This is a genomic window from Saccharothrix sp. AJ9571 (genome assembly GCF_021725495.1).
In the GTDB taxonomy this organism is placed as follows: domain Bacteria; phylum Actinomycetota; class Actinomycetes; order Mycobacteriales; family Pseudonocardiaceae; genus Amycolatopsis; species Amycolatopsis magusensis.
This window is the reverse complement of sequence record NZ_CP091382.1, coordinates 1029221-1047093: the sequence shown is the minus strand read 5'-3', so window position 1 is coordinate 1047093 and position 17873 is coordinate 1029221. Positions and strand designations below refer to the sequence as shown.

General features: G+C 72.2%; 15 protein-coding genes. 6 read left to right on the top strand and 9 right to left on the bottom strand.

Annotation, left to right across the window (positions count from 1 at the left end):
* Positions 1-77: 77 nt before the first annotated feature.
* The 8 genes from L3Q67_RS04040 to L3Q67_RS04005 form a co-directional block, all read right to left on the bottom strand.
* Positions 78-944, bottom strand: a complete 867-nt coding sequence (locus L3Q67_RS04040) for a LysR family transcriptional regulator (RefSeq protein WP_499188256.1) — start codon at positions 942-944, stop codon at positions 78-80.
* Between the two features lie 24 nt (positions 945-968).
* The gene (locus L3Q67_RS04035) at positions 969-2150 is read right to left on the bottom strand and encodes an alpha/beta fold hydrolase (protein ID WP_499188255.1); all 1182 of its coding nucleotides are present in this window, start codon (positions 2148-2150) and stop codon (positions 969-971) included.
* A 41-nt stretch (positions 2151-2191) separates the two neighbouring features.
* On the bottom strand, positions 2192-4021 hold the full coding sequence (cysC, locus tag L3Q67_RS04030) for a bifunctional sulfate adenylyltransferase subunit 1/adenylyl-sulfate kinase (RefSeq protein ID WP_499188254.1): 1830 nt from the start codon (positions 4019-4021) through the stop codon (positions 2192-2194).
* On the bottom strand, positions 4021-4923 hold the full coding sequence (cysD, locus tag L3Q67_RS04025) for a sulfate adenylyltransferase subunit CysD (RefSeq protein WP_499188253.1): 903 nt from the start codon (positions 4921-4923) through the stop codon (positions 4021-4023). Before cysD ends, cysC begins: the two co-directional genes overlap by 1 nt.
* Positions 4924-5000: 77 nt before the next feature.
* Entirely contained in the window at positions 5001-5627 is a 627-nt protein-coding gene (locus L3Q67_RS04020; protein ID WP_499188252.1) for an alpha-ketoglutarate-dependent dioxygenase AlkB family protein, read from the bottom strand.
* Positions 5628-5661: 34 nt separating this feature from the next.
* Positions 5662-6321, bottom strand: a complete 660-nt coding sequence (locus L3Q67_RS04015) for a response regulator transcription factor (protein WP_499188251.1) — start codon at positions 6319-6321, stop codon at positions 5662-5664.
* A complete protein-coding gene (locus L3Q67_RS04010) occupies positions 6293-6916 on the bottom strand; it encodes a helix-turn-helix transcriptional regulator (protein WP_499188250.1) in 624 nt (207 codons plus the stop codon). Before L3Q67_RS04010 ends, L3Q67_RS04015 begins: the two co-directional genes overlap by 29 nt.
* A complete protein-coding gene (locus L3Q67_RS04005) occupies positions 6916-8604 on the bottom strand; it encodes an AfsR/SARP family transcriptional regulator (protein WP_499188249.1) in 1689 nt (562 codons plus the stop codon). Before L3Q67_RS04005 ends, L3Q67_RS04010 begins: the two co-directional genes overlap by 1 nt.
* Before the next feature lie 60 nt (positions 8605-8664).
* Here L3Q67_RS04005 and L3Q67_RS04000 point away from each other — a divergent pair, with 60 nt between their 5' ends.
* The 6 genes from L3Q67_RS04000 to L3Q67_RS03975 all read left to right on the top strand — a co-directional run bounded on the left by L3Q67_RS04000 (position 8665) and on the right by L3Q67_RS03975 (position 16648).
* On the top strand, positions 8665-9327 hold the full coding sequence (locus L3Q67_RS04000; RefSeq protein WP_499188248.1) for a response regulator transcription factor: 663 nt from the start codon (positions 8665-8667) through the stop codon (positions 9325-9327).
* A complete protein-coding gene (locus L3Q67_RS03995; protein ID WP_499188247.1) occupies positions 9324-10565 on the top strand; it encodes a sensor histidine kinase in 1242 nt (413 codons plus the stop codon). Before L3Q67_RS04000 ends, L3Q67_RS03995 begins: the two co-directional genes overlap by 4 nt.
* A 97-nt stretch (positions 10566-10662) precedes the next feature.
* Positions 10663-12474 carry a fibronectin type III domain-containing protein gene (locus L3Q67_RS03990; RefSeq protein WP_499188246.1) on the top strand — a complete coding sequence of 604 codons (1812 nt, stop codon included), beginning with the start codon at positions 10663-10665 and terminating at the stop codon, positions 12472-12474.
* On the top strand, positions 12471-13430 hold the full coding sequence (locus tag L3Q67_RS03985) for an AAA family ATPase (RefSeq protein WP_209664585.1): 960 nt from the start codon (positions 12471-12473) through the stop codon (positions 13428-13430). The genes L3Q67_RS03990 and L3Q67_RS03985 overlap by 4 nt, the downstream gene beginning before the upstream one ends.
* 3 nt (positions 13431-13433) lie before the next feature.
* The gene (locus tag L3Q67_RS03980; RefSeq protein ID WP_499188245.1) at positions 13434-14552 is read left to right on the top strand and encodes a DUF58 domain-containing protein; all 1119 of its coding nucleotides are present in this window, start codon (positions 13434-13436) and stop codon (positions 14550-14552) included.
* A complete protein-coding gene (locus tag L3Q67_RS03975) occupies positions 14549-16648 on the top strand; it encodes a transglutaminase TgpA family protein (protein WP_499188244.1) in 2100 nt (699 codons plus the stop codon). The genes L3Q67_RS03980 and L3Q67_RS03975 overlap by 4 nt, the downstream gene beginning before the upstream one ends.
* Here L3Q67_RS03975 and L3Q67_RS03970 read toward each other — a convergent pair.
* Entirely contained in the window at positions 16645-17871 is a 1227-nt protein-coding gene (locus L3Q67_RS03970; RefSeq protein ID WP_499188243.1) for a serine/threonine protein kinase, read from the bottom strand. The two genes, L3Q67_RS03975 and L3Q67_RS03970, sit on opposite strands and share 4 nt — an antisense overlap.
* Positions 17872-17873 lie beyond the last annotated feature (2 nt).

Below are 17873 nucleotides of genomic sequence, written 5' to 3'. Positions count from 1 at the left end.
GGGTTTCGGGCGCGTTAAAACTGTGAAAGACCGGTGGTTGACACCCGTGAAGATTCATTAGCGCCCGAAAAGATCGGTTACGCGCAAGCCGCGGCCAGCGCGCGGATTCGCGTGGTTTCGCCGGACGCGAGCCACACCAGGCCCCAGTGCACGGCCGGTGCGTCCCGGAACGGGAGGAACCGCAGCGACGGCCTGCCGAAGTAGTCGGCGGCGTGCGCGGCCAGCGGGCAGATGCCCGCGCCGGTCGCCACCGCGGAGAGCAGTTCCTGGAAGGTGCCCACCGGCTCCCCGCGGCGCACGGGATGGCCGTCCGGGGTGTACCAGGGCTCGTCCTGCCAGTAGGGCGCGGGCGGATGCGCGGCCCGCAGCACGGTGTCGCGGGCCAGGTCCGAAAGGGTCACGAACTCCCGGGAAGCGAAGGGGTGCCGCGACGAGACCGCCAGCACCATGTGTTCACTGTAGACGGTCGGACCGGTGATCACGCCGGGTTCGCCTGCCGGGAGCAGGGTGATCAGCGCGTCCACCGATCCGTCCCGCAGCTTGCCGAACGGATCGGTGAAGTCGGCCTCCCGGATCTGCACCTCGCACTCCGGATTCCCGGTGCGGAACTCGTCCAAAGTAGACGAGATCAGGTCCGCGACGCCGGGAGCTTCGAAACCCAGTCGCAGCACGCCGGTGACCCCGCGCCCGGCCGCCTTCGCGCGGGCCAGGCCCTCCTCGATGCGGCGGTACGCCGGGCGCAGGTCGCCGTGCAGCCGGGCGCCGATCGGGGTCAGTGCCACCCGGCGGCTGGTCCGCTCGAACAGTGGCGCGCCGATCTGCCGCTCCGCCTTCCGGATCGACTGGCTGACCCGCGCCTGCGACACCCGCAGCCGCTCGGCCGTCCGCCCGAAGTGCAGTTCCTCGGCCAGCGTCAGGAAGATCTCGATCTCGCGCAGCTCCACGGACCGATCATAGGATCGAGCTGCTCAGAGTGAGACGAACCGGCCGAGGGCGAGCCGGGCGGTGAGCAGGCTGCTGAGCACCTTGCCCGGCCCGCGGCGCGGCAGGTCGGCGAGCCGCGGGGCCAGCCTCGGCAGCTCCCGGTGCCTGCCGCCGACGACGATCCGCGCGGTGGTCAGCGCGGCGAGCCGGTGCGTGTCGAGTGCGCTGTGCCCGGTTCCGGTCAGCGGCACCAGCACCCCGTCCGGTGCCAGCGCGGCGACGCGCTGGGCGATCGAGCGCGGCGTGCGGATGTCGTGGTCGCCGGAGAGCACCGCCACCGGCCAGTGGAACCGGCGCAGGGCGTTGGTCAGGTCGAACGGCTCCCCGCGGAACGGCGGGTACGCCGCCGCGAGGTCGCCGTAGTAGAGGTTCACGTCGAGCGGCCTGCCGTCGGGCTTCGGCGTGAAGCCGAGTTCGGCGAAGGCGATCACCCCCACCAGGTCGAACTCCATCACGAACCGGTTGACCTTGGCCGTCTCCAGTTCGCCGAGCCCGACCAGCCACCGCCACACGCGCTCACCGCGCCCGCCTGCCATCAGCCGCAGCAGCCGGTCGACCTGCCGCGGCCCGCCGAACTCGTGCACCACCTGGAGCACCTGTCCGGTCTCCTCGGCCGCCACCACCCCGGAGTCGATCAGTCCGGCGAGCGGACCGTCCAGGTACAGCGCGCGCAACGCGGTCCGCTGGGCGTGGTCGTCGTGCGCCGACAGCATCGGCGAGTCGAGCACCATCGACTGCACCCGGCCCGGGTGCCGCACACCGAGCCCCTGCGCGAGGTAGGTCCCGTACGACGAGCCGTAGACCACCGCGCGCCGCACCCCGCAGTCGTCGAGCACGGCGGCCAGGTCGTCGACCACCTGCTCGACGGTCAGCGCGGAGAACGGCAGATCGGCGCCGTCGTCGTCGGTGCGCGACAGCCCGACGCCGCGGTGCTCGACCATCACCACGTCGAGACCGCGAGCCGCAGCCTCCTTGCGCAGGTGGTGGTACGGCAGGACCGACGCCAGCCCGGGGCCGCCCGGGATGATCAGCAGCGGGCAGTCGCCCGGCGGCCCGGCCCGGACGTAGTGCAGGTCGAACGAACGCCCGTCACCGACGGGACGGCGCAACCGGCGCACCCCCGGCATCGCGGCGACCCGGGTGCGCAGGGCAGCGCCCTTGATCATCGTCGACCTCCTGCGGTCGAACATAGCAAGGGAAGCGCTGGTTACCGCAGCAGCGCGAGCACCTGCGCGGCCATCGCGGCCGGATCGCCGTCCTCCGGCCGCAACACGAGATCGGGTTCGGCCGGGGCCTCGTACGGGTCGTCGATGCCGGTGAAACCGCTGATCAGGCCCGCGCGAGCCTTGGCGTACATGCCCTTCGGGTCGCGGTCCTCGCAGATCTCCAGCGGGGTGTCGACGAAAATCTCCAGGAACGGCAGCTCGGCCAGTTCGTGCGCGGCGCGCACCTTCGCCCGGTCGGCGGTGTACGGGCTGATCAGCGAGACCACGGCGACCACCCCGGCGTCGGCGAACAGCTTCGCCACCTCGCCCGTGCGCCGCACGTTCTCCGCGCGGTCCTCGGCGCTGAACCCGAGCCCGGCGTTGACGCCGGTCCGCAGGTTGTCGCCGTCGAGCAGGTAGGCGGGACGGCCGGCGTCGATCAGCTGCCGTTCGAGCTCCACCGCCACGGTGGACTTGCCGGAGCCGGACAGCCCGGTCAGCCAGATCGTGGCGCCACGCGTGCCGCGTTCCTCCCTGGCGACCGCGGTGGCCTGCCAGACCACGTCGGCCGTGCCGCCCGGCGCGAGGATCGTGCCCGCGGCGACGGTGGCGCCGGACTGCTCGTCGATCAGGATGAAGCCGCCGGTGGCGCGGTTGCGGCGGTACTCGTCGAAGAGCAGCGGTTCCTGCGTGCGCAGGCTGATCCGGCCGATCTCGTTGAGGGACAGGGAATCCGCGTGTTCCTCGCGGTGCAGCGTGGTGATGTCCAGGCGGTAGTCCACCGAGCGCACGAGTGCCCTGGTGCTGCGGGTGGTGTGCCGGATGACGTACTTCGTGCCCTCGGTCAGCTCGGCGCCGCCGGTCAGCCAGCAGACCATCGCGTCCAGCTCCTGGCTGACGTGCGGCTGGTTGCGCGGGCGGCAGATCAGGTCACCGCGGCCGACGTCGAGCTGCCCGTCGAGCTGCACGGTCACCGCCTGCGGTGGGAACGCCTCGGTCAGCGGTTCACCGCCGGGGCCGGAGATCGCCGTGATGGTGGTCCTCGTGCGCGACGGCAGCACGAGCACCTCGTCACCGGGCTTGAAGACCCCGCCCGCGATCGTGCCCGCGTAACCGCGGAAGTAGCCGGTTTCCTGCTGGCGCTTGATCACGTACTGCACCGGCAGCCGGGCGTCGATCAGGTTGCGGTCCGAGGCGACGTGCACCTCTTCGAGCTGGTGCAGCAGCGAAGTGCCTTCGTACCAGGGCATCGCCGTGCCGCGGTGCACCACGTTGTCGCCGGTGAGCGCGGACAGCGGGATGAAGGTGAGGTCGTGCACATCGAGTTTGGTGGCGAACCGGCCGAATTCGGTGCGCAGTTCGTCGAACCGCTCGCGCGACCAGCCGACCAGGTCCATCTTGTTCACGCACAGCACGAGGTGCGGAATCCCCAGTAGCGAAGCCAGAAACGCATGGCGCCGTGACTGCTCGAGGATGCCTTTCCTGGCGTCGACCAGGATCAGCGCGAGGTCCGCGGTGGACGCGCCGGTGACCATGTTGCGGGTGTACTGGATGTGGCCCGGGGTGTCCGCGATGATGAACTTCCGCCGCGGCGTGGCGAAGTAGCGGTGGGCCACGTCGATGGTGATGCCCTGTTCGCGTTCCGCGCGCAGGCCGTCGGTGAGCAGCGCCAGGTTCGGCTGGTCCTCGCCGCGTTCGCGGCTGGTGCGTTCGACCGCGGCGAGCTGGTCGGTGAACAGGGCCTTGGAGTCGAACAGCAGCCGCCCGATGAGCGTGGACTTGCCGTCGTCCACGCTGCCCGCGGTGGCGATGCGGAGCAGTTCGGTACTCATCAGAAGTACCCCTCCCGCTTGCGGTCTTCCATGCCTGCCTCGGAAATCCGGTCGTCGGCGCGGGTGGCACCGCGTTCGGTGACGCGGCTGGCGGCCACCTCGGCGACCACCGCCTCGGGTGTCGCGGCGGTGGAGGCCACGCAACCGGTGCAGGTCGCGTCGCCGACCGTGCGGAAGCGCACCAGCGCTTCGTACGGTTGCTCGTCCGGGTTCGGGCTCAGGTGCGGGTTGACCGCGAGCAGCATGCCGTCGCGCTGGAAGATCGTGCGCCGGTGCGCGTAGTAGAGCGGCGGCAGCTCGATCCGCTCGTCGGCGATGTACTGCCAGATGTCCAGTTCGGTCCAGTTGGACAGGGGGAACACGCGGATGTGCTCGCCGCGTCGATGCCTGCCGTTGTAGAGGTTCCACAGCTCGGGACGCTGGTTGCGCGGGTCCCACTGGCCGAATTCGTCGCGGAAGCTGAACACGCGTTCCTTCGCGCGGGCCTTCTCTTCGTCACGGCGGGCGCCGCCGAACACCGCGTCGTACCGGTTCTCGGCGATCGCCCGCAGGAGGGTCGTGGTCTGCAGGCGATTGCGGCTGGGCTCGTCCGCGATGCGCCCGGCGTCGATGTCGTCCTGCACCTTGGCCACGGTCAGCCGCACGCCGAGCTCGGCCGTGGCACGGTCGCGGAACTCGAGCACCTCGTCGAAGTTGTGCCCGGTGTCCACGTGCAGCACGCCGAAGGGGAGCGGGGCGGGCCAGAACGCGCGGGTCGCCAGGTACAGCATGACCACGGAGTCCTTGCCGCCGGAGAACAGCAGCACCGGCCGCTCGAAGGTGGCCGCCACCTCGCGGATGATGTGCACCGCTTCGGCTTCGAGGGCACGCAGGTGGGTGAGCTGGTACGTGCTCGCCGCCATCGGCCCACGCTCCTCCGCAATCGGTAGAACGTGTTCTAATTTGCCATCCGGCCGGTGGCTGGGTCAATGGCCGATCGTCAGCGCACCCCCCTCGGGCGGAACTGGATGCTGATGCGCGGCCCCACCGCCTTGCTCGTCTTCGGGATGGCGTGCTCCCACGTGCGCTGGCACGAACCACCCATCACGATCAGGTCGCCGTGGCCCAGCGGCCGTTTGATCGACTCGCCGCCGCCGCGAGGTCGCAGGGCCAGGGTGCGCGGAGCCCCGACGGAGATGATCGCGACCATCGTGTCCTCGCTGCTGCCGCGGCCGATGGTGTCGCCGTGCCAGGCGACGCTGTCATGTCCATCCCGGTAGTAACACAGCCCCGCCGTGCGGAAGGGTTCGCCGAGTTCGGCGGCGTAGTGCGCGCTCAACCGCCGCCGCGCCTCGGTGAGCACGGCGTGCGGCAACGGCTGGGACTCCTCGTAGAAGCACAGCAACCGCGGCACGTCGACGATGCGCTCGTACATCCAGCGTTGCTCGCCGTACCACGGCACCTCGTGCACCAGGCGCTCGAACAGCTCGCTCGCCCCGGTGAGCCAGCCGGGCAGCACGTCGATCCAGGCGCCGTCGCCCAGCGTGGTGCGCTCGATGCCGTCGAGCGGGCGCAGGCCGACCTCCGCCCCGGTGTCGAACAGGGAACCCTGCAGCTCTGTGGACATGCCTCCGACCCTACACGATGATCGAACACCTGTTCTACTCGCCGAGCCGGTATCCCACGTTCCGCACGGTGTGGATCAGGGGTGGATCGCGCAGCTTGCGCCGCAGTTGCGCGATCACCACGTCCAGCACGTTCGACGCCGGATTCGCCATTTCGTCCCACGCCGTCCGGATCAGCTCGTCCCGCGGCACCGGCTTCCCCTCCGCCGCGAGCAGCAGCCGCAGCACGGTGAACTGGGTGCGGGTCAGGGTGAGCAGTACCCCGCCGCGGCGCACTTCGCGGCGGCCGGTGTCCAGTTCCAGGTCGGCGCGCCGCAGCACCGGCGGCGGGCCGGCGCCCATGCGGCGGCACAGGCTGCCCACCCGCGCCACCAGTTCCGGCACGGCGAACGGCTTGACCAGGTAGTCGTCCCCGCCGTCGCGCAGGCCCGCGATCCGCTCGGAGACCGCGTCGAGCGCGGTCAGGAACAGCACCGGAACCGCCCAGCCGCCCTGCCGCCGCGCCCGCACGTAGGACAGCGAATCGCCGCCGGGCAGCATCCGGTCGAAGACCACGCAGTCGTAGGAATTGACGAACAGCGCCTCGTCGGCCGGCGGGAGATCGGCCACCGCGTCGACCGCGAAACCGCTGCCGCGCAAGGCCGCCGCCACCGCTACCCGGATGTCCTCATCGTCCTCGACCACCAGCACACGCACTCACCGATGCTACGGGAGCGGGTCCCGGCGAGCCGGGCGGCAGCCAGCCGCGGTCCGCCGCCCGCGCCCCCGCCTGGAACCGGCTGCGCGCGCCGAGCCGCAGCATCAGGTCGGCCGCGGTCCGGCGCACGGTCCGCACCGAGATGCCGAGCCGCAGCGCCGCCGATTCGTCGGTGCTGCCCCTGGACAGCAGTGCCAGCAGTTCCCGCTCGCGTTCGGTCGGCAGTTCCTCCCCGCGCAGCGCGGAAACCGCCCAGATCCGCTCGAACAGCTCGACCGTCGTGCTCACCACTCCGGGCAGTTCGAACACGGCGAATCCGTTGCGCTCAGCGGGAAGCACGGCGAACCCGCGGTCCACGACGATCGCGTCCGACGGCACCTCGGGCGCGGTGCGGATTTCCGCGTTGCCGGGCAGGGCGAATTCGCCGGGGCAGAGCACGCGGTAGGCGACGCCGCGCCGCAGGTTGTGCCGGTCGACCTCGCGCGGGCGCGCCAGCGCGAGCGAACCGGTGCTCATCACCAGCACCTCGGCGGTGGCCGAAGCCAGCAGGCCGGTCAGTTCCCGGTGCCCCCGGGTCAGGATGGCGACCCCCATCACGCCACCCTGGCCGGGAGCCCGGCGGCGGCCACCGAGCGGACCGCCGGGTGACAGGCGTAGACCTCGCCCGCGCGCGGGTCGACGAGGTGCCGGTCAGCCAGCGATTCCAGTGCCCGCATCGCATCCGCACGGCTCAGTCCCGCCAGCTTCGCGGCCAGTTGCACGTCCAGTTCGGCGTACCGGCCGAGCCCGGCGAACAGCCGTCGCTCGGGTTCGGCCAGCAGGCGGCAGGACGGTTCGAGCAGTTCGGCCATGCCCGGCAGCGGTTCGGCGGCCAATCGCGTGACCAGCCTGCCGACGGTCCACAGTGGACGTGACCGCAGCCGGGCCGCGGCGGCGCGCAACGCGGCGGGCAGGCCCCCGCACAACCCGACCAGTTCCGTCACCGCCGCGGGTTCCGCGTCCGAGCGCCAATCGCCGACGCTGGTGCGGAACATCTCCACCGCGGACCACGTGTCCAGCGGCGCGAGGGTCAGCCCGCGGGCGCCTTCGACCGCCAGTGCCCGGTTCCGGGTGGTCACCAGCACCAGGCAGCCGCCCGTGCCCGGCAGCAACGGAACCACCTGGGCCGCCTCCGCCGCGTCGTCGAGCACCAGCAACACCTTCCGCCCGGCCAATTCCCCGCGCCACAACGCCGCGCGTTCGTCCAGTTCGACCGGGATGGCCGAGTCGGGCACACCGGCCGCGCGGAGCAACCGGGCCAGCGCGTCCTCCGGGGACAGTGGCGCGTTGCGTGCCCGCAGGTCGACGAACAGCCGGGCGTCCGGGTAGTCGCCGGAAACCTCGTGCGCGAACCGCACGGCCAGCGCGGTCTTGCCCACGCCCGCCATGCCGTCCACCACCAGTACGGGCACCGGCCCGCCGGTCCGCCGCTGCGCCAGCAGGGAGTCCAGTTCGGTCTCGCGTCCGGTCAACGTCGGCAGGTCCCGCGGCAGGTCGCAGCAGCGGCGACGGCCACCGGGCTCCAGCGCCTCGGTGAACGCGGCATTCAACTCGGGACCCGGCTCGATGCCCAGCTCCGCGGACAGCAGCGTGCGCGCCCGGCCGAAGGCGGTGATGGCCTCGTCGCGCCTGCCCGCCCGGTGCAGCACGCGCACCAGCCGCGCCCAGGCGGCCTCGCGCAACGGGTTCTCGTCGGTCAGTTCGTGCAGGAGCGCGATGGCGTCCTCGAAGCGGTTCGCGGCACGCCAGGCGTCGGTGAGGCCGAGCCGGAGTTCGAACCGCAGGTCCTCGAGACGGGCGAGCACCGGATCGGCGAAGTCCGCCTCCAGCCCGTCGAACGGACGACCGCGCCACCGGGCCAGTGCCTCGGTGTACAACCGCGCCGCTTCCAGGGCGTCACCAGCGGCGAGCGCCCGCCGGGCCGCCGGGACCGCGGCCGCCACCAGGTCGGTTTCCAGTTCGCCCTGCTCGACGCGCAGCCGGTAGGCACCGGGCCTGCTCTCGATCCGGTCGCCGGGCAGCACCCGCCGCAGCTGCCAGATGTAGGTCTTCAGGTTCGCCTCGGCCGAAGCGGGCGCGGCCTGTTCATGCCAGGTCGCGCCGATCAGCTGAGCCACGCTGGTCCAGCCGTTAGGGTTCAGCAGCAGGGCGGCCAGCACCCTGGTGGGTTTCCTGGCCCCCAGTTCGAGCACAGCCCCCGCCGGCGTTCGTGCCTCGAGCGGACCGAGCACCCGGAACAGCACGCCGCACCTCCTCGTTCGATGATCTGCGGCCCACCTTCCAGCAGCACACATGAGGATTCGATGACAAAGCGGGTCATGGTGGTCGAGGACGACGAGGACCTCCGCGTGGCGGTCTCGGCCGAGCTGCGGGCCGCCGGGCTCGAGGTGCTCACCGCCGCCGACCTGGCAGGCGCCGTCCGGGTGGCGGAACCGCTGTCCTGCGCGGTGTACGACCGGATGCTGCCCGACGGCGACGCGATCACCCACGTGTACCAGCGGCGGCAGGCGGGCTGGGCGGTGCCGGTGTTGTTCCTGACCGCCCGCGACACGCTCGCCGACCGGGTCGACGGCTTCGCCCACGGCGGCGACGACTACCTGGTCAAGCCGTTCGCGCCGGAGGAACTGACCGCCCGCGTGCTGGCGCTGTGCCGCCGCGCGGGAGCCGGGCGGCCGTCGGTGCTGCGGCACGCGGATCTCGAAGTGGACTGCGCGCGCCGCGAGGTCCGCCGGGGAGGGGTGCTGCTCACGCTCAGCAGCCGGGAGTTCGCCGTGCTCGAATACCTCGCGGCCCACCCGGAACAGGCGGTGCCACGGGCCGACCTGCTGGAACACTGCTGGGACGCCGAGGCCGACCCGATGTCCAACGTGGTCGACGTGGTGATCGGGCGGCTGCGGCGCAAACTGCGCGAACCCGAGCTGATCCACACCGTCCGCGGGCACGGCTACCGGCTGGCGGCCTCGTGAAGAGCCCGTCCGCCGAGCGACTCCGGCGCCTGCGCCTGCTGCTCACCCTGCTGTTCACCACGCTCAACGCGGCCGGGTTGATCCTGCTCGCGTGGCTGGTCGTGCAGCTCGACAGCGCGCACGGCGAGCGCACGCTGGACGGTGAACTGACCCGCGTCACCTCCACCGCCTCGCGGGTGGTGCAGTACGGCGACTCGATCATCACCGACTACATCAGCAAGGACGTGCTGAACGACGGGTGCCCGCAGTTCGCCGTGCTGCCCGGGGGCGCGGCCCCGTTCGCGCCTTTCTACAGCGCGCGTGTCTGCGCCGAAGTGGACCGCGGTGAGCTGGACCGCTTCGCCACCCGGGCGGTCAGGGAGAACCTCGCGCTGTCCACCTACTTCAACGACGGCGGGGTGCGCGTGCGGGCGGAACCGCTGCGCAACGAGTTCGCCCAGAACGTCGGCGCGGTGGTCGCCTGGGTGGACACCGCGCAGGTCGACGCCCAGCACCAGCGCCTGCTCATCGGGGTGATAGCGGGCAGCGCGGTGCTGGTGGCGGCGGTCGCGCTGGCCGGGCACGCGTTGTCCGGACGGGCGATCCGGCCCGCCGCGGCAGCCCTCGAACAGCAGGAGGTGCTGCTCGCCGAGACCGCGCACGACCTCCGCACGCCCGTCGCCGCGCTGCGTGCGCTGGCCGAAACCGCGTTGCGGCACCCCGACCAGCGCGCGGAACTGCTGCCGCGCACGGTCCGGCTGGCCGGGCGGATGGGCGGCATCATCGACGGCCTGCTGGTCCGGGCGCGGCTGGCGGCCGGGGTGGAGCAGCTGGCGGTCCAGCCGGTCTGGCTGGACCAGCTGGTCACCGGGCTGGTCGAGGAGCTCCCGCAGGACGGCGCCCGGGTCACCGTCACCGCGGCGGCGACCAAGGTCTCGGCCGATCCGGCGCTGCTGCAACGGGCGATCGGCAACCTGCTGGACAACGCGCTGCGGTACGGGCGCCTGCCGGACCAGCCGGCGATCGTGCACGTCACGGTCGCGGGCGGGCGGGTCACCGTCGCCGACCACGGGCCCGGCATCGACGCGGCGCTGGCGGAGGAGGCGTTCGACCGGTTCGCCAGCGCGGGCGGCTCGTCCGGGCTTGGCCTGCCGATCGTCGCGTGGGTGGCGCAGGCGCACGGCGGCACGCTCGGCGTCTACAACGCGGAAGAAGGCGGCGCGATCTTCGAGCTGAGCCTGCCGGTGCTCCGGGACTGAGCCGCCCTGGCCGGGTGAAGCGGGTCTCTTCGGCGAGCGGGGAAAAGAATGTACCGGTAATGGATCGTCACTGGACCGGTTGGCCTATTCTCGCTGTGTGACGGTGAGGGGACGGATCCGGTGGCGTGGGCGGGCACCGTTGGTGGTCACCGTGGTCGCGATCGCCACGGCGGTGGGCGTCGCGGTCTCCGGGGCGGCCAAGCCCGAGGGCGGCGTGGACTTCTTCCAGTCCGGGCACTGGGTGTTCAACGGCCTGCTGGGCACGGTGTTCCACATCGACGGGGCCAGCCGCGCCATCGACGCGCAGCTCGGCCTGCCGGGCGCCGATCCGGGCAGTCAGGTGGTCCAGGGCGAGACCGGCGGGTACGTGGTCGGCGGCAACCGGATCATCGAGTTCGGCAAGTCCGATCTGGCCGTGGAGAAGACGCTCACCCCGCCCGCCGACGAGCGCCCGGTGGCGCTGGAGGTCGCGGGCGGGCCGTACCTGGTCTACCGCGAGTCCGGGCAGGTCGTGCGCCTCGGCGACACCATGCTGACCCTGCCCACCGGCGGCAAGCTGAACGATCCGGTGGCCACCTCCGCCGGTGATGTCTGGCTGCACCAGAAGGAAAGCAACGCCCTCTGCGAACTGGCGCGCGACGCCGACCGGCTCGACTGCCCGGACAACGCGCCCAGCGGGCACACCGGCGGCCTGAGCGTGGTCGCCGACCAGCCGGTCTTCATCGACACCTCCACCGACACCGTGCACCCGCTCGGCGACGACGGCCTCGGCGAGGGCTCCGCGCTCGGTGTCGACGCCCCGCCGACCGCGCGGTTCGCCGGCACCGACGTCGCGGGCCGGATCGTCGTGCTCGACGGCCAGGGCCACCGGATGCACCTGGTCGACACCACGCCCGCGAAGGCCGATCCGGTCACCGTCGACCTGCCGGCCGGTGACTACACCGACGTCGCTTCCTCCGGCCAGGCCGTGGTGCTGCTCGACCGCGCCAAGAACGCCGTGCTCACCTACGACCGCGACGGCAAGCAGCACAAGAGCACGCCGATCCCGCCGGGACGGCCGCACCTGGCCAAGGGCGAGGACTCCCGCGTCTACGTCGACAGCGCGGACGGCGGGCACGTGCTGGTGGTCGACAACGACGGCTCGGTCGAGCCGGTCCCGGTCGTCGGCAACCAGGGGCGGACCGCGCCGCCACCCGTGCAGCAGCAGGCACAACCGCAACCGGCGCAGCCTCAACCGCAGCAGCCGAAGCCGCAACCGCAATCGCCGCCGCAACCGCAGCGCGAAAATCCGGTTCCCCAGCCGCCCGTGCAGAAACCGGCGCCGCCTGCGCAGAAACCGGCCAGTCCGCCGGGCGCGCCCCCTGGGGTCAAGGCCACCGCCGGGAACGCCGTGATCACGGTCAACTGGGGTGCCGCCGCGCCCAACGGCGGTGCCGTCTCGAACTACCACGTCGCCTGGACCTCCAGCGCGGGCAGCGGGGAGAAGACCGTCGGCGGCGGCGTCCGGTCGACCACGCTCAGCGGCCTCACCAACAACGCCACCTACGTGATCACGGTGACCGCGGAGAACTCCGCGGGCCGTGGCGCCGGGGCCAAGTCGGCGGGGGTGACCCCGTCGTCGCCGAAGTCGATCACGATCTCGCGGGGCACGCCGGAGGCATTCAACGACGAGTGCGAGCTGCCCGACTGCGCGCTGATCCGGGTGGTGGCCAAGGGATTCGAGGCGGGCAGCCGCGTCAAGTTCACGCCGCACGCCAATTCTTCGTACACCAACCCGGGCAAGACCATGGAAATCGACTCGGACGGCACGCAGACCTTCGAGGCGTTCCACTTCGGACAGGTCGGCCGCACGGTGTGGGTCACCGCGGACGGCATCGAATCGAATCGCATTGTGTGGGAGGCAGGGTGACCCAGCCGAAGTCGGCCGAGGTCTACGAACTGATCGCGGGCAACGTGCAGCAGGTGATCCGCGGCAAGCCCGAGGTGGTGCGCCTGGCGGTCACCGCCTTGCTCGCCGAGGGACACCTGCTGGTCGAGGACGTGCCGGGGCTCGGGAAGACCACACTGGCCCGCTGCCTGGCGCGCAGCGTCGGCGGTTCGTTCAACCGCATCCAGTTCACCCCGGACCTGCTGCCCGGCGACATCACCGGCGTGATGGTCTACCACCAGAAGGACGAGCGGTTCGAGTTCCACGGCGGCGGCATCTTCGCCAACGTGGTGCTGGCCGACGAGATCAACCGCGGGACCCCGAAAACGCAGTCCGCGCTGCTCGAGGTGATGTCCGAGCGCACCGCGACGGTGGACTCGGTCCGGCACGAGGTGCCGCACCCGTTCCTGGTGGTGGCCACGCAGAACCCGATCGAGATGGAGGGCACCTACCGGCTGCCCGAGGCCCAGCTCGACCGGTTCCTCATGCGGATCTCGGTCGGCTACCCGGACCTCGACGCCGAGGTGCTGGTGATCATGAGCGACTGCGCGGGCATCAACCCCGAGGAACTGCCGCCGGTGGTGGACATCCCGCGCCTGCAGCAGGCGATCGCGGAGGTGCGCGCCTCGCACATCGACCTCGCGGTCTGCGAGTACGCGGCCCGGCTGACCGCGGCGACCCGCGTGCACGCGGCGGTCCGCTACGGCGCCAGCCCGCGCGGCAGCATCGCGCTGGTGCGGGCCGCGCAGGCCTACGCCGCCACCGACGGCCGTCTCTACGTGACACCGGACGACATCAAGGACGTGGCCAAGCCGGTCCTCGCGCACCGGCTCGTGCTGACCGCGGACGCCGAGCTGAACCAGCGCGGCGCGACGGAAATCCTCGACGAGGTGCTGGCTTCCGTGCCGGTCCCGTCGGCCAACGCCTCGGGCCGGTGAGCGATGCGCCTGACCCGGCGCGGGGTGGCCGTGCTCGTGCTCGCCGTGGTGCTGCTCGCCGCCGGCATCTTCGTCGGGCACCCGATGTTGCGCGCGCTCGGCGGGATCTGCGTGGGCGCGGTGCTCGTGGCCGTGGTGCTGGTGGGGCGCCGGCCGAGGGTGGCGGTGTCGCGTGAGGTCTACCCGGACCGCGTGGAACGCGGGCGTCCGGCGCTCGCGCGGTTGCTGGTGCGCAACGAAGGCACGCGGCGGCAAGCCGGGTTCACCGCGGGGGACCGGGTGGGTTCCGGGGTGCGGACGGTCGGTGTGCGGGCACTCGCGCCCGGCGCGCAAGCCCGCTACCACTACGAACTGCCCACCGAACGGCGTGGCCGCTTCGAAGTGGGGCCGCTGGTGCTGGAGCGGTCCGATCCGCTCGGGCTGGCCAGGAACCGGCTCGCCAGCGGGGAGCCGGTGATGTTGTGGGTGCACCCGCGGCGCCACCCGGTGCGGGCGGTCTCCGGCGGTCAGCCGCGGCACCACCACGAAGGCCGGGCCGCCGACGACGCCCTGCATGGTTCGCTGGACCTGCGGGAGGTGCGCGAGTACGTCCCCGGTGACGAGGTGCGGCACCTGCACTGGAAGGCCACCGCGCGCACCGGCAGGCTGATGGTCCGCGAGTTCGCCGACCCGGACCAGCCGCGGCTCACGCTGGTGCTGGACACGCGGCAGGAACGCGGGTTCGAAGAGGCCGTCGAAGTGGCGGCGTCGATGCTGAACGCGGCGGCGCTGTCCGGTCACCGCTGCCGCCTGGTCACGCCCGCCGGGCTCGATCTGTCCACTCCGGACGGTCCGCACGCGGCGAGGCGGTTGCTGGACGAGCTGTGCGTGGCCGTGCCGGAACCGGCTCAGGTGCCGTTGGTGCCGCCCGCGCTGTCGCTGGCCCGCTCGCGTGGTGGGGCGCTGGTGGTGGTCGCGACCGGGGAGTCGGACGCCGGTGCGCTGACCCGGTTGAAGCCGTTCTACCCGGTGTTCACCGTGTTTTCACTGGGGGGCAAGGGGATGGTGGTGCCCGGCGCACGGGTGCTCGAAGGCCCGTCCGCGTCCGGTCTGCTCCAGCGGTGGAACGGGGTGGTCGCGTGAAGTCCAGCGTCGAGACCGCGGGCGTGCTGCTCGCCGGCGCGGTCGCCGGGCTGCTGTTCACCCCGGTCTTCGGACTCGTCCCGTTGCTGGTGCCGATCCTGGTGCTCACGCTGCTGGCTTTCGGGGTCGCCGAACTGGTCGCGCGGAAGCCGTCACTGGTGCCGTGGCGTCCGCTGCTGGTCTCCCTGGCCGGGTTGCTGGGGCTGATCGAGGCCGCGTTGTTCCCGACCACCGCCGCTGGTCTGCCCACCGGCGAGACGTTCGGCGCGTTGTCCGCCGGGCTCACCGAATCCTGGCGGCTCGCGCTCCAGTCCACCTGGCCCGCGCGGCCGGACGCGCAACTGTTCCTCTTCGTGCCGCTGGCCGTGCTGGCGGCCGCCGTGCTCGGCATCGAACTGCTGCACCGCACGCGCAAGCCGTTGCTCGCGCTGCTGCCGAGCCTGGCGGTGTTGTGCCTGAGCCAGTTCTACTCGGCGATGCCGGGCACGTCGGCGGTGCCGGGTGCGCTCGGGTACGCCGCGGCGGCGGCGATCGGGCTGGCGGCTTCGGCGCGCTGGTCGAAGGCGGCGGTCGCGGCCGTGGTGGCGCTGGTGGTGGTCGCCGTCGGCGGCGCGACCGCGGGTGCCCTGTTCGATCCGGCGGGAAAGCCCGCGTATTCGCTGAAGCAGGACGAATCCGCGCCGATCCCACCGGCCAGGGTGGCCAGTCCGCTCGCCGAGATCGGTGCCCGGCTCGGTGATCCGGAGGTGCCGCTGTTCCGGTACACCGCGCCCGCCCCGGTCGACCGGTGGTCGCTGGTCGTGCTCGATTCCTTCGACGGCGTGAACTGGAAGCCGGACGGGGAGTTCCGCCGCCTCGGCGTGGAGATCCCGCCCGGTCCGGGCTTGACCGCGCCGGTGACCAGGCGCGAGGCGGCGGTCAACACGAACGGGCTCGACGGACCCTGGCTGCCCAGCCAGGCGTGGCCCGCTTCGGTGACCGGTGCCGAGCCGTTCGTCGAGGAGGGCCGCGGCACCCTGCTCGGCCAGGGATCCCCGGTCGGCTACCAGCTGAGCTGGTGGGAACCGCAGGTCGACGCGAAGCTGCTCGAAGCCGCGCCGGTGGACGCCGACGCGCCCGGCGGGTTCGGCGAGGTCGGCATCATCCCGCCCGGCATCGGCGAGCTGGCCGATCAGGCCACTGGAGGACAGCGGCCTTCGTTCCAGACGGCGATGCAGCTGGAACGGTTCTTCAGCCAGAACTACCGCGAGGTCCGCGGCCCGGACCGGCCGACGGGGCACTCCTGGCCGCAGTTGCGGCACTTCCTGCTGGAGAGCAAGCAGGGGACCAGCGAGCAGTTCGCCGCGGCCTACGTGGCGCTCGCCCGGATCGAGGGCATCCCGGCGCGGCTGGTGGTCGGCTTCCAGTCACCGCCGCTGCCCGGCCCGGACGGGGTGTTCCAGGTGCGCAACGCCGACGTGCTGGCCTGGCCGGAGGTCGCGATCGAAGGCGTCGGCTGGGTGGCGCTGGATCCCACCGGCAACGCGGCCAAAAGCCGGGCGGGCGGCGGGCTCGGCGAGGTCACCGCGCAGGCCCGGGACCGCCTGCCCCCGCCGGAAGCGCTGGAGGGGCCTGGTTCCGACGACGAAGAAGCACCCGCGGGTGAGGAAGCGGCGGAGGCAGGCGGTGGCGCGCCGTCGTTCGTCCTGCTGCTGGTGCCCGTGTTGCTTGTGCCGGTCGGCTGGCTCGCCGGGGTGCCGTTGCTGAAACGACTTCGCCGCAGGCGCCGCCGTCGTGCCCCGGGCACCGGCGCGGTCGCCGGGGCGTGGGCCGAGGTCCGGGACCGCCTGCGCGCGCATCGGGTCCCGGTGCGTCCCGGGATGACCGTGCGCGAGCTGGCCGACGCCACCGCCGGAGTGGCTGATCAGTCCACTGTGGATGGAGTGCGGGCGCTGGCGGGTGCGGTGGACACCGCGCTGTGGTCGGGTTCGCGCACCGGTCCGGACCTGGCCGAGTGGGCGTGGAAGGCGGAGGAGTCCGTCCGGAGAGGACTGTCGAGACGCCCGCTGCGGGCCCGGATCCGGGCCGCACTGGATCCCCGCGGCCTGCGGTCCTAGGGCGTGCAGGTCGCGCCGCGGATCGGCTTCGGCGGCGTTTCGATGGTCTGCGCGCCGTTCGTCCCCTGCACGGCGAAGCAGTACTGGAGGCCGGGGGACACCGTCACGTCGAACGTGCGCTTGCGCTCGACGTAGATCGAATTGTTGCGCTGCCCGGCTGGCGCGACGACCACCACGAAATCCAGTACCTCCGGGCTGGTCCAGGTCAGGCGCACGGTGTCGCCGAGATCCTCGGGCTCGGCGAGGGTGAGCTCCAGCGGCTTGGGCGGGGTGGGCACGAGCGGCGCCAACGGCACCGCCGCACCACCGGACGCGGCCGCGGGCGGATCGGCGGACCGCTGGGACAGCAACAGGATCGGGGCGGCGGCGAGCAACGCGAGTGCGGCGGCGATCCCGAGGATCAGGCCGAGCTTGTTCTGGCGGTCCTCGGGTGCCCGCCGTTTCACCGCCACCGGCTTGATCATCTTGACCGGGGTGCGCGGCAGGTCGGGTGCACGCAGCCACGACAGTTCCTCGGTGACCGCCGCCGCGTTGTCCGGCCGGTCCTCGGGCTGCTTCGCCAGCAAGTGGCCGATCAGCGCACCGAGTCGTTCGTCCTCCACGGGCGCGGGTGGCGAGTGCAGCACCTTGATCACGCGCTCGCCGGACTGTTCTCCCGGGATGAAGCGGAAAGGTGGCTCGCCGGTCAGCGCGAACTGGAGTACCGCGCCGAGGCCGTACAGGTCGGCCGCCTCGTCCACGGTGCCGTCGAGCACGGTCTCCGGGGCGGTGAACTCCAGACCGGGCAGCACATCGCGGGGGAAAGCGGCCCGCAGCACCACGCCGAAGTCGGCGATCAGCAGCTCACCGGTGTCGCGGAACAGCAGGTTCGCCGGGTGCACGCCGCCGTGGACGACCCCGGCCTCGTGCGCGGTGGCCAGCGCGGCGGACAGCGTCAGCCCGATGGTGATGGTGTCCTCGGCGGAGAGCGGGCCGTTGTGTTCGACGAGCTGGGCGAGTGACTGCGCGCAGCGCTCCATCCGCAGCGCGGGCCTGCCGTCGGGCAGCTCTTCGACGCCGTCGGGCACCAGGATCGGCCGTGCGCCGTCGAGGGTCCGCAGGGTCGCCAGCTCGTGGTCGAGGTTCGCGCGGGTTTGCCTGGTCAGCGGCTCGGGGAAGGCTTTGAGCGCGCTGTCGCCGTCGGCGTACACCACCGCGACCGGTCCCTCGCCGATCGTCTCCATGG